15 protein-coding genes are annotated in these 14,859 nt (G+C 70.1%); 9 read left to right on the top strand and 6 right to left on the bottom strand.

Features of this window, described 5'->3' with window-relative positions:
• Window positions 1–53 precede the first annotated feature (53 nt).
• From ACIQWR_RS00365 to ACIQWR_RS00350, 4 genes are read left to right on the top strand one after another with little or no spacing between them, the layout of a single operon-like run.
• Window positions 54–797, top strand: coding sequence for an NUDIX hydrolase (locus ACIQWR_RS00365; RefSeq protein ID WP_404003711.1), 744 nt, complete (start codon window positions 54–56; stop codon window positions 795–797).
• Window positions 798–1,961, top strand: a complete 1,164-nt coding sequence (locus tag ACIQWR_RS00360) for a purine phosphorylase (protein WP_404003708.1) — start codon at window positions 798–800, stop codon at window positions 1,959–1,961.
• Window positions 1,958–3,943 carry a hypothetical protein gene (locus ACIQWR_RS00355; RefSeq protein ID WP_404003705.1) on the top strand — a complete coding sequence of 662 codons (1,986 nt, stop codon included), beginning with the start codon at window positions 1,958–1,960 and terminating at the stop codon, window positions 3,941–3,943. The genes ACIQWR_RS00360 and ACIQWR_RS00355 overlap by 4 nt, the downstream gene beginning before the upstream one ends.
• Before the next feature lie 20 nt (window positions 3,944–3,963).
• Window positions 3,964–4,503 (top strand): hypothetical protein, encoded by a 540-nt coding sequence (locus ACIQWR_RS00350; protein WP_404003702.1) that lies wholly within the window; start codon window positions 3,964–3,966, stop codon window positions 4,501–4,503.
• A gap of 80 nt (window positions 4,504–4,583) precedes the next feature.
• Here ACIQWR_RS00350 and ACIQWR_RS00345 read toward each other — a convergent pair whose 3' ends face one another.
• Window positions 4,584–5,129, bottom strand: coding sequence for a Uma2 family endonuclease (locus ACIQWR_RS00345; RefSeq protein ID WP_404003699.1), 546 nt, complete (start codon window positions 5,127–5,129; stop codon window positions 4,584–4,586).
• A gap of 128 nt (window positions 5,130–5,257) precedes the next feature.
• Between ACIQWR_RS00345 and ACIQWR_RS00340 the strand changes: the two genes are divergently transcribed.
• Together ACIQWR_RS00340 and ACIQWR_RS00335 are read left to right on the top strand one after the other, a co-directional pair.
• Window positions 5,258–5,530 (top strand): hypothetical protein, encoded by a 273-nt coding sequence (locus tag ACIQWR_RS00340; RefSeq protein ID WP_404003697.1) that lies wholly within the window; start codon window positions 5,258–5,260, stop codon window positions 5,528–5,530.
• Complete coding sequence (locus ACIQWR_RS00335) at window positions 5,527–5,934, top strand: PIN domain-containing protein (RefSeq protein WP_404003694.1); 408 nt, start codon at window positions 5,527–5,529, stop codon at window positions 5,932–5,934. Before ACIQWR_RS00340 ends, ACIQWR_RS00335 begins: the two co-directional genes overlap by 4 nt.
• A gap of 51 nt (window positions 5,935–5,985) precedes the next feature.
• On the opposite strand, the gene ACIQWR_RS00330 is transcribed toward ACIQWR_RS00335, so the two are convergent.
• A complete protein-coding gene (locus ACIQWR_RS00330; protein WP_404003692.1) occupies window positions 5,986–6,744 on the bottom strand; it encodes a DUF4344 domain-containing metallopeptidase in 759 nt (252 codons plus the stop codon).
• A 154-nt stretch (window positions 6,745–6,898) separates the two neighbouring features.
• On the opposite strand from ACIQWR_RS00330, the gene ACIQWR_RS00325 reads away from it, so the two are divergent.
• On the top strand, window positions 6,899–10,084 hold the full coding sequence (locus ACIQWR_RS00325; protein ID WP_404003690.1) for a tetratricopeptide repeat protein: 3,186 nt from the start codon (window positions 6,899–6,901) through the stop codon (window positions 10,082–10,084).
• A gap of 84 nt (window positions 10,085–10,168) precedes the next feature.
• Here the strand turns inward: ACIQWR_RS00325 and ACIQWR_RS00320 are convergent, their stop codons facing one another.
• Both ACIQWR_RS00320 and mca read right to left on the bottom strand, forming a co-directional pair.
• Complete coding sequence (locus tag ACIQWR_RS00320; protein WP_399259698.1) at window positions 10,169–10,408, bottom strand: hypothetical protein; 240 nt, start codon at window positions 10,406–10,408, stop codon at window positions 10,169–10,171.
• Window positions 10,409–10,410: 2 nt separating this feature from the next.
• Window positions 10,411–11,292 (bottom strand): mycothiol conjugate amidase Mca, encoded by an 882-nt coding sequence (gene mca / locus ACIQWR_RS00315; protein ID WP_385785334.1) that lies wholly within the window; start codon window positions 11,290–11,292, stop codon window positions 10,411–10,413.
• A 248-nt stretch (window positions 11,293–11,540) separates the two neighbouring features.
• Here mca and ACIQWR_RS00310 point away from each other — a divergent pair, with 248 nt between their 5' ends.
• Both ACIQWR_RS00310 and greA read left to right on the top strand, forming a co-directional pair.
• The gene (locus ACIQWR_RS00310) at window positions 11,541–11,957 is read left to right on the top strand and encodes a DUF4307 domain-containing protein (RefSeq protein ID WP_399259697.1); all 417 of its coding nucleotides are present in this window, start codon (window positions 11,541–11,543) and stop codon (window positions 11,955–11,957) included.
• A 286-nt stretch (window positions 11,958–12,243) separates the two neighbouring features.
• On the top strand, window positions 12,244–12,741 hold the full coding sequence (gene greA / locus ACIQWR_RS00305) for a transcription elongation factor GreA (protein WP_399259696.1): 498 nt from the start codon (window positions 12,244–12,246) through the stop codon (window positions 12,739–12,741).
• Window positions 12,742–12,828: 87 nt separating this feature from the next.
• Here the strand turns inward: greA and ACIQWR_RS00300 are convergent, their stop codons facing one another.
• Together ACIQWR_RS00300 and ACIQWR_RS00295 are read right to left on the bottom strand one after the other, a co-directional pair.
• Window positions 12,829–13,680, bottom strand: coding sequence for an ABC transporter permease (locus tag ACIQWR_RS00300; RefSeq protein WP_404004998.1), 852 nt, complete (start codon window positions 13,678–13,680; stop codon window positions 12,829–12,831).
• Window positions 13,681–13,682: 2 nt separating this feature from the next.
• Window positions 13,683–14,723 carry an ATP-binding cassette domain-containing protein gene (locus tag ACIQWR_RS00295; RefSeq protein WP_404003686.1) on the bottom strand — a complete coding sequence of 347 codons (1,041 nt, stop codon included), beginning with the start codon at window positions 14,721–14,723 and terminating at the stop codon, window positions 13,683–13,685.
• Window positions 14,724–14,859 lie beyond the last annotated feature (136 nt).

Below are 14,859 nucleotides of genomic sequence, written 5' to 3'. Positions count from 1 at the left end.
GACTCCCACCTCCTTCTTGTGCAAGTGACAGTAACTGAAGTAGCTTGCAGGGCATGCACGATGACGTGTGGTCACCCACTCCAGTACTACTGACGGTCGATCTCGTGATCCTGACGCTGCGAGAAGGCCGCCTGCACGTGCTCCTGGTGGAGCGGGGCGAAGATCCCTTCCGCGGCATGCCCGCCCTGCCCGGAGGATTCCTGAACCACGATCGTGAGGAAATCCTGGATGCCGCCCACCGCGAACTGAGCGAGGAGACGGCCCTGACCGCCGGCTGGGTACACCTTGAGCAGCTGTCCGTGTACGGAAGCCCGGACCGCGATCCACGGGGCCGCGTCGTCTCCGTGGCCCACCTGGCCATCGCCCCAGGGCTACCCGACCCGATCGCGGGTACGGATGCCACCGATGCCGCGTGGGTTCCCGCGGAAGCCGTCCTATCCGGCGAGGTGGAGCTCGCTTTCGACCACCGCCGCATCGCTGCGGACGGGATCGAACACGCGCGCGCCAAGCTCGAGTTCTCGGCACTGGCCACAGCATTCTGCAGGGAGAGCTTCACCATCGCAGAGCTGCAACAGGTGTACGAGGCCGTCTGGGGCACCGAACTCGACACCCGCAATTTCTACCGGAAGGTTCAAGCCGCGAAGGGATTCATCGTTCCCGTCGGCACGGATCGCAGGACCACGGGAGGACGGCCCGCACGGCTGTACCGCGCCGGTCCGACGACCGTGCTATTCCCGCCGCTGATCCGACCTGCGCCATTCGCCTTGGAAGAGAACACGACAGACGAAGGGGAATAGATGTCGAACGGCCCGGTGGTGGTTCTCACTGCCCTCAATCTTGAATACCAGGCTGTGCGCCAGAGGCTGGCGGGTCCGCAGGTGCATCGCCATATGCGTGGTACCCGGTTCGAGGTAGGAAGCGTGCAGGGCACATCGTGCCGTGTCGCACTCGGCCTCACGAGCAAGGGAAACACGTCCGCCGCAGTGATCGCCGAGCGTGCGATCCAGGAATTCTCGCCGGTGGCCGTGCTGTTCGTCGGAGTCGCCGGCGCTCTATGGGAAAACGCCAAGCTGGGCGATGTGGTGATGGCGACACACGTGTACGCGTACCACGGCGGGACCAGCGAGGATGACGGGCTCAAGGGCCGCCCCCGGGTCTGGGAAGCGCCGCACGGCGTCAGCCAGCTCGCCGCGCATCTGGCTCGCTTGAACGACTGGGCGGACCCCACGCCCCCTCACGAGGACATGCCGCAGGTGCGCTTCGGGGTGATCGCCGCCGGCGAGATCGTCCAGAACTCCAGGATCTCGGCCGAGGCCAAGTGGATCCGAGAGCACTACAACGACGCACTCGCCATCGAGATGGAGGGGGCCGGTGTGGCACAGGCCGGCCATCTCAGCGGGGCGCCGGTCGCCATCATCCGGGGGATCAGCGACCGGGCCGACGGCACGAAGAACACTGCGGATGACCGCAACTGGCAGCCGCGGGCCGCGGCGAACGCGGCGGCGTTCGCCGTCCGATTAGCCGTGGAACTGGTGGGGGAACAGGAGCAGACCGCAATGTTCCGGGACGAGAGGGCCCGTTCGGCCGACCAATTCGACCGACGCATCACCAATACTGCCCACAACAGCACCGTCGGCATCATGGCCGCGTCGGTCACGGGCAGCAACGTCCACATGAACGCAATCCCGAAGACACCCGGCCCGATGGACCTGATCGCGGAACTGAACGGTTTCCGCGAGCGGCTGGGGCGCCACCTCATCGAGGGCGTCCTCGACGCGGACACCTATCGAGAGGCCCTGACCGATCTGGACTCGGCCATCCAGGCGGCCGGGAGGAACACCCCTGAGTCATCGAAGCGGACCGTCATGACCCTCAAGCGGCTGCGCGGATTAGTCGCGGAGTGCCCCGCACTGGTAGCCGAGCTGGGTCCCATGGTGGCTGCGGCCGGTGACCAGGCATGAGCCACAGCAGCGGTGCCGAGTACCGCTCGGCCGCCTACGACTCCAACGTTGGAATCCAGGCCGAGACCGTACACAACTCCAACGTCTATTTCGTCCACCCGGACGCCTCGCCGGAGGAGAAGTACAAGGTAGGAGTGCGGCTGCTGGAGGACGGCATCCCCAGCCGCGCCCGCGAAATGATCACTGATGCGATCGCCCACGGGTACGACGGCGCGGAGGTTCGATTCCATTCGGTTCTCGCCGTGCTCAGCGCACGCACGTACCACGACCTCAGTACCGAAGAGGTCCAAGGCCTGCATTACACCTCCGGGATCGTACGGACCTATGCCGACGACGGGTGGAGGGCAGCCCTGCACGTCACTTTCGATCTACTAGCGGTGCTGAGCACCGCGGGTGGCGAGACCGGACCCGTGCTGAAGCGGCTGCAAGACCTACCGCTCCGCCAGCACAACGCGATCCTCCGCCACCTGGATCTCATGCTCACCGGAGGATTGAAGGACGACCTGTGGGCGGAGACCCGCGAACGGGCCGGTGTGGACCGCTTCGACAACGACCGGGCCGGGCGGGTCTGGGCCTACTTCGCGGCCGACCCCATCGGGGCACGGGCCGTTCCACCCCGCCCGAGCACGGCAGCCGCCGCCGAAGAGTCCCTCCCGGTCCGGGCGGTCCTGTTCGTGGTCAGCAGCGTGCTCCTATGGGCCCTGGCGCTGATGGCGGATCCGGCCAAGGCCGTCGTCGAGTTACTGGTGACGCTAGGCGCAGGGCTGACCGCGGTCCGCTTCGGTGTCCGGTGGTGGGGCCGCCAGGAACCCCGGTCCGACCTCACGGTCGGAGTCCACATCCCGCAGACACACGATCCGGCCTCTATCGAGGACGGGTTCACCAACCGCGTCCGCCATTCGTTCGATCACTACTTCAGTATTCGCACACCCCACGGCTTCACTCCGGACGCCTGGCTCACCCACACCGCTCAGGTCCGCAGCAGCCTCGCCGCCGAGGTCGCGGACCTCTACCGGGAGAGCAGGATCAGTGTGGACCGGGTCGCCTGGTTGATCCGGTACCTCGCTCAGGACGCCCGGACCCGCTACACCAACGGCACCCTGTTCGATGAACAGCGCGAAGACCAGGTTCCGGCCGGGACGAAGGCCCTGACCGTGGTGAGCCTAGCCGTGCTCGCCATCGCGGCTCTGAACACGTTCGGAACTGCCTTCACAGGCGCCGCCGCTCCGCGGCCACTGTGGGCCTTCCTGGCCGTGCTAGGTGTTGCCTGGTCCGGGCACTCGGCTGCTTCCCTGTGGCTGAAGGTCAGGCGCGAGGAGCATCGGTTGACCCGGGAAACCCAGAAATACCGTGAACATCTGACCGCGCGACAAATCGAGCACCAGCGCTGGCAGTCGCTCCTGGACACCACGCGCCCCAGCGAGCGGGAAATGGAAACCTGGCTCACCTGCGACAAGACGTTGTTCGTCGATGAAGCGCTCCGGCACCACCGGCTCACCTGGCGTGACCTGATCACTCACACCATCCTGGTGTCCCCGGCCCCTTCCTACAAACGGGGCCGGGTCAAGCGCGGCCCCTGGCGGTACTCGCATTACGTGTTCCGCCTTTTCCTGTTCACCCAGGACGGCATCCGCGAGATCAGCTCCGAGTTCAACTTCTCCGACGCGACGCGCAAGAACGAGCAGCGGAGCAACTACCGCTTCGACGCGCTGTCCTCCGTGCAGGTGACGGAGAACGCCGATGTCGGCTACGACCTGGAACTCGTCCTCACCAACGGGCCGGTGAGGAAGATCCGCGTCAAGGACGCCGATGCCCATCAACTGGCTCCGGACGAGAATGCTCAGGAAATCTCCGAGATCAACCTGAGTGCGGCCGGGTTCACCCATACCTTCCGCCTCCTAGAGGGGATTGCGGCGGACGGGAAGGGCTGGATCGAACGGCACAGCCCCGACAACCTGACGCCCTTCCAGACCGCTGGCTGATCACGAGCTCGAGCAGAGGAATGCCTGTGACCTCCACGGACGATGTCACCGAGAGCAAAATCCTGCTGGCCGAGTACGACTGCCTCAAGGAGGAACAGAAGACCCGCATAGGATTCCGTGACAACCTGCTCTATTTCACGCTCGCCGCGGCCACTGCGGTCGTGGCGGTCACCGTCCAGAGCGGGCAGTCCCGACTGCTGCTCTCCGTCCCCGCGATCTGTCTGATCCTGGGCTGGACCTACCTCGTCAACGACGAGAAGATCTCAACGATCGGCTGCTACGTCCGCGACCGACTGGGGCCCCGCCTGGGGGAACTCGCCTCCGTCCGCGGCACGGTGTTCGGCTGGGAGGTCTATCACCGCAACGTCGCGGGCCGCACCCTACGGAAGCGGATTCAGACCGCGGTGGACCTGTTCGCGTTCCTGGTCCTGCCCATGGTCTGCACGACCGCATATTGGTGCTCCCCCACCCCCCAGCCGCTGCTTGTACTCACATCCATCGCGCAGACACTCGCCCTAGGCGTACTGGGCTGGCAGTTCCTTCGCCGTACGGAGCGGTAGCACCAGCCCCGCCGGAGCCGGTCCACGCGCACGTAGGACCCCTGGCTCGCGGACGCGCGGGCCGGCCTCCGCTATTTCGGTCAGCGGGTTTCCGGCTCAGGCCGGGGCAGCTCGTCCAGGTCAAGGGTGTAGGTGCGACCGTCGGCCAGCTCGATGGGCAGTTTGCCCGAGCCGTACTTGTGCGTGTGCGCCGCGATGTAGCCGGAGCCGGTGGGCTGGGTGTGGACGACGACCTCCGCGGCGTACGGGTCCACCACCACGTAGACCGGGATGCTGTAGCGGCCGTACTTCGCGGTGCAGTCGTCGTAGTCCTTGCGCGCGGAGGATACGGACACCACTTCGGCGATCAGCAGCACGTCCTCGAAGCCGTAGCGCTTGCCCTGTCGCTGCGCGTCCTCCCGCAGGATCGCGAAGTCCGGGGCGGAGTTCTCGTCGGCCGGGAAGTCCAGGTAGACGTCGGAGGCGGTCTTCGCGTGCCGGCCGAGCGAGAGCGAGTCGATCTGCATCGACTTGATCGTGCTGGAGTGCTCAAAGCTCCGCGGAGTCATGATCAGCTTCCCATCGGTACCGAAGAAGACCACATGCCCGGCGGGGAGCTCGGCGTGCATGACCGCGTCGACGCTCATCAACGGCTCCTTCCCGTCGCCTCTCAGAATATGGGGCCACGGTCCCGCACGGGATCCACTACGAGAGTGCCGGCCCAGTAACCACGAATCCCGAGCGATGTAATAGAACCAGTCTTACACTGTGAGCCATGAAGCAGAACCGAGCCGGGAGCACCGAGAACATCTCCGTCTCCATGCCCGCTGAACTGATCAACGAGCTCCGTTCACGGACCGGTCGTCGCGGGCTGTCCAGCTACATCACCGAGGCGGTCAGACACCAGCTCGCCATGGACGGGCTCGCCGAGATCGTCGCGGCACACGAAGAGGAACACGGCGCGCTCACGGAGCAGGAGATCGAAGCCGCTCGCCGCGAGTTGTTCGGAGACGAGCGGGCCGCGGACGTCGAGCGAGGCGCGGTGTGAAGGAGCACCCCGTCCGCTCACTGGTGCTCGACTCCGAGGCGCTCTCCCTGCTCCTGCGCAATGACCGGCAGATGGTGGCTCGCATTGAGGCATCGCGCCAGGCCGGCGTCACCGTGCTCGTATCAGCGCTCACCATCGTGGAAGCGGTTCAGGGGAAGACTGACAGCGCGCGATTGGGCTGGGTCCTCTCTCGACTGCGGGTGGAACCGGTGAGCCAGGAGGATGCGCTGACCGCGGTGGGGCTCCTGCGGGACGCGGGCGGCCTGCACGGGCACAAGTACGGCATCGACGCGCTCGTCGCCGCGCTCGCACTCCGCGCACCGGCACCCGCCGTCGTCCTGACGTCCGACCGCGACGACTGGTCGAAGCTCTGCGCAGGCCGCGTGATCATCAAAGCGGTGTGAGGTCACGGACCACTCGGTCCGCGAAATCCACGCACACCTTCTAGCCGGGGGTCATTGCCGCAGCATCGGGGTCAGGTCTTTCAGCCAGGCGTTGCGGGTGGTGGTCCAGGTGGTTTCGCAGTGGGGGAAGCGGGGGGCCAGGTCCGGGTGGCGGGTGGGGGCGGCGCCGTAGAGGTGGCACAGGTGGGTGGCTTCGCGGAGGGCGTCGGGGGCGTGTTCGTCCTGGTCCTCGGCGTGCGGGCCGGTGCCGGAGGCCGCGGCGAGGGCGTACTCCCGGGCGGCCAGTCGCAGCGCGCGCTCGCCCGGCGGGCCCTGGCGCAGGAGCATCAGGGCGGCGAAGCGGTCCGCCGCGTCCTCCTCGGCCCTGCCCTCGGCCGGTAGCTCCAGGAGGTCCACGAGGGCGTGGCCCGCCTCGTGGAAGAGGGTTTCGGTCCAGACCGCGGAGACCGCCTCGTCGGCCGGGCTGTCGCCGGCCCCTTCGAACAGGGCCCGGTCCTCGACGGCGTCGTCGTAGCACAGCTCGATGCGGCGGGTCCCGGGTGCGTAGCCGGAGCCCTCGCCCGCGCAGGACATGGCGACGACGACCACCTCGTGGGACAGGTCGAGGAACGCGTTCAGTCGTTCGGCCGCGTCCTCGGCCCCGCGCCCGGCGCGCAGCCGGGCCGCCTCCGTACGGTCGACCGCGGCGGGGGCTTCGTAGCGGACGGTGAAGCCGGTGCGGGCGGGGGACGGGTCGCCGCAACCGGTCAGCAGGATCGCCGCGACCGCGGTCGCCGCCGCCGCCGTCGCCGTCCTCACGCGTCGTTCCATACGCGTGATTCTCGGTCATCGACGGAGTCGACGGGTCGTCAATTCGGTGGCGAAGAGCGGCCGATAGCTCTGAACTCGCTCAGATTCTCTCGCGCTCGGGCCCACCGCGAAGGACACTTGGGGCTCGTGCCGGGCTCTTCGGAGGAGGATGCGGATGCGGGTCAGCCATCGCAATGAGGCCGAGCGTCTGCTGGAACGGGCCGTCGACGAGGAGTCGTCGCGGTCCGGGACGGCCGGGGACAGGGCCGCGCTGCTCGCGCGGGGGCGGGAGGCCCTCGACGCGCTGGCCGCCAGCGCCGCCGAGGAGTACGCGGCGTACGTGAGCGCCCTGGACGAGGCCGCCGCCGGGGAGCATTCGCTGCGCGAGGCGTTCCGGCGGCAGAGCGCCTCGACGGCGGTACTGGCCTGCACGGTGGCGGCGGCCGCCGCCTTCGGGATGGACGTGGCGCTCGACGCGCCTGCGGCGACGGCGGCGACCACGGGGGCCGCCGCGCTGGTCGCGGGCGCCCTCGCGACCGTCGCGAAGGTGACCGGCACCCACCTGCCCGCGGCCAGCCGCCGGGCCGGCGCGCTGGGCCAGCCGGGCGGCCCCGAGCAGCTGAAGCTCCAGTGGTTGTCGGCGCTGGAAGTGCGGGGCATCCGACCCTTCCTGGCGCAGCAGCGGCAGGTGACGACGGCGGCGCGGACGCAACGGCCGGCACGGGCACCGCAGTTGCGCGGATCGGACCGCAGCGCCGAGGCGCGCCAGCGCCGGGTGCTGGAGCAGTCCTTCGGGCAACTGCCGGACCCGGTCGGTCCGTTCGCCGGTCGACGCGCGGAGATCGGACAGATCGCGCAGTGGGTGCAGGCCGCGCGGGCCAGTACGCAGACCCGCCCGGTGGTCGTCGTACTGCACGGCGAGCCGGGCGTGGGGCGCACCGCGCTCGCGGTGCGGGCGGCGCACCAGCTGCGGGACCAGTACCGGGGCGCCTGCGTGGTGGCGCTGAGCGGGAGCGGCGGCGGTGGCGGCAGTGGCGAGGCGGCGCTGCCGACCCGGGAGGCACTGCTGCACCTGCTGAACCGGCTGGGTGCGCCGCGCGAGCAGCTGCTCTTCCGGGAGCGCTCCTCGGCGGACCAACAGGTGCGCAGGCTGACGGAGTTGTACCACCAGCACCTCCAGGGCATGCCGGTGACGGTGGTGCTGGACGACGCGGCGGACGCGGCGCAGGTGCGCACGCTGGTGCCGGAGCGTTCGGACAGCCTGGTCCTGGTGACCGCGCGGGAGGCACTGGAACTGCCCGCGGACACGCCGGCGTGGGTGCACCACCTGGCGGTGGAGCGCCTCGGCGCGGCGGAGTCCGCGGAGGTGGTGCGGGCGGGCGCGGAGGCGGCCGGCGTCGGCCCGCACGCGGACGAGGTGACGGCGGGGATGCTGGGCTTGGGGGCGGGGCTGCCGCTGGCGCTGCGCGTACTGGCCCCGCTGGGCGGCGTACGGGCCGGCGAAGGGGGGCTGCTGGACCGGTCGCTGGAGCTGGCGTACGTACGGCTGCCCGAGGACCGGCGGCGGCTGCTGCGGCGGCTCGCGCTGGCCGGGCGGGCCTCGCTGGGGGCGGCCGCGGCCGCGGCGCTGATCGGGGCCGACCGGGCGGAGGCGGGACGGCTGCTGCGGGAGCTGGCGAAGGCGGGGCTGCTGGACCACGTGCGCGGGGAGCGGTACCGGATGCACGACGCGGTGCGCTCCTTCGCGGCGGCGCGGCTGGCGGCGGACGAGGAACGGGCTTCGGCGACGGCGGCGCACGAGCGGCTGATCCGGAACTACGCGCAGCTGGCGGACTCGGTGATCCGGATGGTCGACGGGAAGACCTCGACCCGGGCGAACCACTTCGACGGGCACGGCTTCGCCTCCCTGGACGCGGCGCTGAACTGGCTGGAGGAGGAGTCGAGCTTCATCACCTCGGCGCTGCGGCAGTCGGAGGGGGTGGACCAGCAGGCGGTGCTGGACCTGCTGGGGGCGCTGTGCGACTTCTGCCTGCTGCGCGGGGACCTCTACCGCCTCGGCGAGATCAACGAGCTGGCGCAGGCGGTGAACCAGGGCCGGCTGGTGCGCTCGGTGCAGTGGCGCACGGGCATCGCGGCCCGCCAGCTCGGTGAGCTGGACAAGGCGCGCACGACGCTGACGTCGGTGGTGGACCAGTACATGGAGGCGCACCAGGAGGCGGGCGCGGCGATGGCGCTGGTCTCGCTGGGGATCACCCTGCACCACCAGGGGAACCTCCCGGAGGCCGCGGCGCGGATCCGGCAGGCGATCGCGCTCCAGGAGCCGCCGGAGCTGGCGGGCGACCGCGCGTGGGCGCTGCACGCGCTGGCCGCGGTGGAGCGGGACCGGGCGCACCTGGCCGAGGCGCTGGCGCTGCTGGAGCGCTCGCTCGTGCTGCACCGGGAGAACGAGAGCGTGCACGGCGAGGCGTGGGCGCACTTCCAGCTGGGGCAGGTGTGCCTGCGGATGGACGACGTGCCGCGCGCGGAGGCGGAGCTGCGGCTCGCGCTGGAGCTGTACGGGCGCACGCACGACGGCCGCGGCGAGGCGTGGGCGCTGACCCAGCTCGGGCGGGCCCGGGTGGTGGACGGCGATCCGGCGACGGCGGTCGGGCAGCTGCGCGAGGCACTGGCCCGGCACCGGGAGGCGGAGGACGCGCGCGGCGAGGCGTGGACGCTGTACTACCTGGGGCAGGCGCTGGAGGAGAGCGGGGAGCGGGATCCGGCGGTGCGCGAGCTGGAGCGGGCCCGGACGATGTTCTCGCGGATGCGGGACGTGTACGGGCTGGCGTGCGCGCGCCACCATTCGGGGCGGGTGACCCGGGACCAGCGCGCGGCCCAGACCGGCAACCTGCGCAATTCCGGCTTCGCCCGGCAGCTGCTGGTGGACGCCCGGGCGGACTTCCGCCGGATCGGGCTGGCCCACGGGGAGGGCTGGACCTGCCTGGAGCTGGCCGTGGTGGACGCGGGCAACGGGCGCCTCGCCCAGGCGGTCGGACTGTGCGAGGAGGCGGGGCGGCTGTTCGCCTCGTACGGGGACCTGCGCGGCGGGGACTGGGCGCGCTTCCTGCGGTGCACGATGCTGGCGTACGCGACCCCGGGCCCGGAAGGCCTGGCGGCGGCCCGCGCGGAGCTGGCCGCCCTGGCGGCGGAGCCGCACCCGGCGCGGGACGGGAAGCTGGAGGACTGCCTGGAGCCGTACGCGCTGATCCTGGCGCGCGGGGTGGACCCGGCGGAGGGCTGGCAGGCCTGGCGGCTGTCGATGGTCCCGGACCGTCACTCGCGGGAGATCATGGGCGTCGCGGTCCCGGCGCCGTCGGCGTAGGGCCGCCCCTGTGGTGCGGGGCATGCGGAACCCGCACCACCGGCCCTGGATCCTGCTGGGCGGTGGCGCGGGTTCCGCGGATGCCTAGGAGGCCCGCGGGGCCTCGGTCGCCGTGGTGGCGGGACCGGCCGTGGCGGGGTCGGGGGCCTCTTCGAAGCTGACCCGCCCCATGTGGCGGTTCATCGACTTCATCAGGAACCACACGCCGACGGCGAGGGCCGCGAACACGATGAAGCCGAGGAGGCCGGGGGTCACCTTGTTCTTGTCGAAGGTGTCACCCGCCAGCGGGAGGAGCTGGGTCAGTGCTGCCTGCGTAGCGCTCATAGCTACGCATTCTCCCGGATGCCCGCGAAGAGGTCGGACTCGGGGAGGGAAGTGTCGACGAGCGACTTCGCCAGCTCGTACTCCTCCGTGGGCCAGACCTCCTTCTGGACGTCCATGGGCACGCGGAACCAGCCGCCGTCCGGGTCGATCTGCGTGGCGTGCGCGATGAGGGCCTTGTCGCGGATCTCGAAGAACTCCGCGCACGGCACGTGCGTGGTCAGCGTCCGCTCGGTGCGCTCGAACTCCTTCCAGCGCTCCAGCCACTCCCCGTAGGGGGACTCCATGCCGCGCGCGAGGAGCGCCTCGTGCAGGGCGACGGTGCGCGGCTTGTTGAAGCCCTGGTTGTAGTAGAGCTTGAGCGGCTGGTACGCCGGCCCGAACTCGTCCTCCGGGTACTTCTCGGTGTCGGCCGCGCCCTCGAACGCCACCATGGAGATCTGGTGGGTCATGATGTGGTCGGGGTGCGGGTAGCCGCCGTTCTCGTCGTAGGTGGTGATGACCTGCGGCCGGAAGCCGCGGATCTTCTTCACCAGCTCGCCGGCGGCCTCGTCGACGTCCGCGAGCGCGAAGCAGCCCTCGGGCAGCGGCGGCAGCGGGTCGCCCTCGGGCAGGCCGGAGTCCACGTAGCCGAGCCATTCCTGCTCGACGCCGAGGATCTCGCGGGCCTCGTCCATCTCCTTGGCGCGCACCTCGTGGATGTGCTCCTCGATGTACTTGTCGCCCTGGAGCTTGGGGTTCAGGACCGAGCCGCGCTCGCCCCCGGTGCAGGTCACGACCAGTACGGGCACCCCTTCGGACACGTACTTGGCCATGGTGGCCGCGCCCTTGCTCGACTCGTCGTCGGGGTGTGCGTGGACGGCCATCAGTCGAAGCTGCTCGGTCAAGACAGGATCCTCTTTGGGTCGGGCGTGGCCGTCGGTATCGGCTCCTCGTCCCCCTCAGCAAGCTACTTCCGAGGGGTATTCCTGGCGACAACGGTAGTGCGTGCCCGCCGCCGGGCGGACCGTCCGCCCGCGCCCCGCACCCTGCTGACGGGGGGCCCGATTCCGCCGCGCGCCGAGCGGCGTGGGATCCTCCAGGGGTCGGGTGGCTCGCGGACCGGAAGGGGCCGGCCCTTGCGAGAGGAACGATCATGAGCGCGGTGCGCGAGGGACTGCCCGAGGGCCGGTACGGCCGGTCGGCGGACGAGCGGACCGACCGCAAGCTCAAGATCGTGGGCGGGGTGCTCGGGGCGGTGCTGCTGGGCGTGGTCGGCTGGATCGGCTGGGACTACGTCGGCGGGCAGAGCGTCAGCGGGGAGATCATCAAGTTCCAGGTGGTCTCGGACTCCGAGGTGCAGGTGCACCTGGAGGTCCGCAAGGACGCCTCCGTCACCGGGGTCTGCACGCTCAGCTCGCAGGACAAGGAGCACGGTGAGGTCGGCCGCGCGGACTACACCTTCGACCAGGCGTCGGGCCGGGTCGACGAGATGCTCACGCTGAAGACCACCGGCCGCGCCACGATGATCGAGCTGATCGGCTGCCAGCCGGCCGGGGACGACGAGCACTAGGGACGCGCGGGCCGCCGTACGGGTCGAACGGGCCGTCGTACGGGCCCCCGGGCCGCCGTACGGGGCGAACGGGCCGTCGTACGGCCGTCGCGCGGGCCGCCGTACGGGTGATCATGATGTGGCCGCAGGGCCGTGCTGCCGGGCCCTGACGGACTTCAGACGGCTGGTGTCCTCCCTCTTTTCTTCCCGAATTGTTAGGCTCGTGGTTTCGCCCGTTGCCGGCGACTTTGTTGTCCCCCTAGTTCCCATAGTTCCCCTAGTTCCCCTGTACCGACGAGGAGCACCTGTGACCCAGACGAGCGAGAACGTCACCTGGCTGACCCAGGCGGCGTACGACCAGCTGAAGGCCGAGCTGGACTACCTCTCTGGTCCCGCACGCACGGAGATCGCGGTCAAGATCGCAGCCGCCCGCGAGGAGGGCGATCTGCGCGAGAACGGCGGTTACCACGCGGCCAAGGAGGAGCAGGGCAAGATGGAGCTGCGCGTCCGCCAGCTCACTCAGCTCCTGGAGAAGGCCAAGGTCGGCACCGCGCCCGCGTCCGACGGCGTGGTCGCGCCCGGCACCCTCGTGACGATCGCCTTCGACGGCGACCCGGACGACACGCTGGAGTTCCTGCTGGCCTCCCGCGAGTACGCCTCCTCGGACTTCGAGACCTACTCGCCGCAGTCCCCGCTGGGCTCGGGCGTGATGGGCAAGGCGATCGGCGAGGACGCCCAGTACGAGCTGCCGAACGGCAAGAAGGCCCTGGTCAAGATCCTGGCCGTGACGCCCTTCAACGGCTGACCCCCGGGTCGCGCACGCGCGAGGGCCCCCGCCGGACACGTTCCGGCGGGGGCCCTCGCGCGTGCGGCGAGCGCTACGCGGCGCCCCCTACGCGGTCGCCGAGCGGTACTTGCGGACCGCCAGGGTCCGGAAGACCACGATGATCACGACGGACCAGATGATCGAAGCCCAGACGGGGTGCTGCATCGGCCAGGCGTCCGGGACCGGATAGCCGGGCGGCAGGTTCCCGAAGAGCGTGCGGGCGGCCTGGACGGTCGCGCTGAAGGGGTTCCACTCGGCGATGTGCCGCAGGAAGGTCGGCATGTTGTCGGAGGGGACGAACGCGTTGGAGATGAAGGTCAGCGGGAAGAGCCAGATCAGCCCGCCCGACGTGGCCGCCTCCGGGGTCCGCACCGAGAGCCCGATGAGCGCCCCGATCCAGGAGAAGGCGTAGCCGAGCAGGAGCAGCAGGGCGAAGCCCGCCAGCACCTTGCCCAGGTTCTCGTGGGTGCGCCAGCCGACGATCACCGCCACGATCGCCAGCACCACGATGGTGAGCGCCGTCTGCACCAGGTCGGCCAGGGTGCGCCCGGTGAGCACCGCGCCGCGCGCCATGGGCAGCGAGCGGAAGCGGTCGATGAGGCCCTTGTGCATGTCGTCCGCGATGCCCGCGCCGGCGCCTGCGGTGGCGAAGGTGACGGTCTGGGCGAAGATGCCGGCCATCAGGAACTCGCGGTAGGCGGCGGGCGAGGTGTTGCCGCCGACACTGATGGAGCCGCCGAAGACGTAGCTGAACAGCACCACGAACATGACCGGCTGGATCACCCCGAAAATTATCATTTCGGGAATCCTGGACATACGAATCAAATTGCGCTTGGCGATCACCAACGAGTCGTTGACCGACTGGACGATGCCGCCCCGGGGGCGCGGCGCGGCCAGCTCCGGCGTGCGGGAGGTGATGCTCACTTGGCCTCCTCCTTCTGCGCCTTGGCGGCCTTGCCGCTCCTGTTGCCCCGGCCGCCCTTGGCGGCGCCGGGGTCCTCCCCGTCGTCCTCCTGCGCCGACTCGGCGGCGTGGCCGGTCAGGGAGATGAAGACGTCGTCGAGGGTCGGGCGGCGCAGGCCGATGTCGTCGATCTCGATGCCCCGGCCGTCCAGTTCGCGGATGACCTCGGCGAGCAGCTTGGCGCCGCCCGTGACGGGCACGGTGAGCTTGCGGGTGTGCTCCTCGACGGTCGTCTCGCCCTTGCCGAAGGCGGCGAGGACCTCGCGGGCGGTGGCGATGTGCTCGCGCTCGTGCACGACCACCTCGACGCGCTCGCCGCCGGTCTGCGCCTTGAGCTGGTCGGAGGTGCCGCGGGCGATGACCCGACCGTGGTCGACCACGCAGATGTCGTGGGCGAGGTGGTCGGCCTCTTCGAGGTACTGGGTGGTGAGCAGCAGGGTGGTGCCGCCCGCCACGAGCTCCTGGATGATCCCCCACAGCTGCTGGCGGTTTCGCGGGTCCAGGCCGGTGGTCGGCTCGTCCATGAACATCACGGGCGGGCTGACGACCAGGGCGGCCGCGAGGTCGAGGCGCCGGCGCATGCCGCCGGAGTAGGTCTTGGCGGTGCGGTCCGCGGCGTCGCCGAGGTTGAAGCGTTCGAGCAGTTCGGCGGCCCGCGCCTTCGCCGCCTTGCCGCTCATCTGGTAGAGCTGGCCGACCATCTGGAGGTTCTCGCGGCCGGTGAGGTACTCGTCGACCGCGGCGAACTGACCGGACAGGCCGATCGCGCGGCGCACCTCGTTGGGGTGCTTGAGGACGTCGATGCCGGCGACGACGGCCCTGCCGCTGTCGGGTTGGAGGAGGGTGGTCAGGACGCGCACGGTGGTGGTCTTGCCCGCCCCGTTGGGGCCGAGCAGACCCAGGACGGTGCCTTCGGGGACATCGAGGTCCACCCCGTCCAGAGCCCGTACGTCGCCGAAGGTCTTGACCAGACCTTCGGCGTAGATGGCGCCTGGCATATGGATTCTCCTAGCAAAAAGGACGATTCCTACGCAAATCTTATGGTTGCCAGGCCGACCTCGCCCGGCCGAACGGGTGACCCCGCGGAGACCGGGCACACGCTATCGCGTCATATCGCGATGCGCAGCTGTACGG

Origin of the sequence: Streptomyces sp. NPDC098789, from assembly GCF_044759975.1 — a bacterium.
Taxonomy (GTDB): domain Bacteria; phylum Actinomycetota; class Actinomycetes; order Streptomycetales; family Streptomycetaceae; genus Streptomyces.
This window is presented reverse-complemented; position numbering and strand designations above follow the sequence as displayed.

Coding starts and splice junctions, on each gene's coding strand:
- ACIQWR_RS00340 (WP_404003697.1), top strand. CDS start 5,258: ATGAAGCAGAACCGAGCCGGGAGCACCGAGAACATCTCCGTCTCCATG.
- ACIQWR_RS00330 (WP_404003692.1), bottom strand. CDS start 6,744: ATGGAACGACGCGTGAGGACGGCGACGGCGGCGGCGGCGACCGCGGTC.
- ACIQWR_RS00355 (WP_404003705.1), top strand. CDS start 1,958: ATGAGCCACAGCAGCGGTGCCGAGTACCGCTCGGCCGCCTACGACTCC.
- ACIQWR_RS00310 (WP_399259697.1), top strand. CDS start 11,541: ATGAGCGCGGTGCGCGAGGGACTGCCCGAGGGCCGGTACGGCCGGTCG.
- ACIQWR_RS00345 (WP_404003699.1), bottom strand. CDS start 5,129: ATGAGCGTCGACGCGGTCATGCACGCCGAGCTCCCCGCCGGGCATGTG.
- ACIQWR_RS00320 (WP_399259698.1), bottom strand. CDS start 10,408: ATGAGCGCTACGCAGGCAGCACTGACCCAGCTCCTCCCGCTGGCGGGT.
- ACIQWR_RS00365 (WP_404003711.1), top strand. CDS start 54: ATGCACGATGACGTGTGGTCACCCACTCCAGTACTACTGACGGTCGAT.
- ACIQWR_RS00360 (WP_404003708.1), top strand. CDS start 798: ATGTCGAACGGCCCGGTGGTGGTTCTCACTGCCCTCAATCTTGAATAC.
- ACIQWR_RS00350 (WP_404003702.1), top strand. CDS start 3,964: ATGCCTGTGACCTCCACGGACGATGTCACCGAGAGCAAAATCCTGCTG.
- ACIQWR_RS00325 (WP_404003690.1), top strand. CDS start 6,899: ATGCGGGTCAGCCATCGCAATGAGGCCGAGCGTCTGCTGGAACGGGCC.
- ACIQWR_RS00295 (WP_404003686.1), bottom strand. CDS start 14,723: ATGCCAGGCGCCATCTACGCCGAAGGTCTGGTCAAGACCTTCGGCGAC.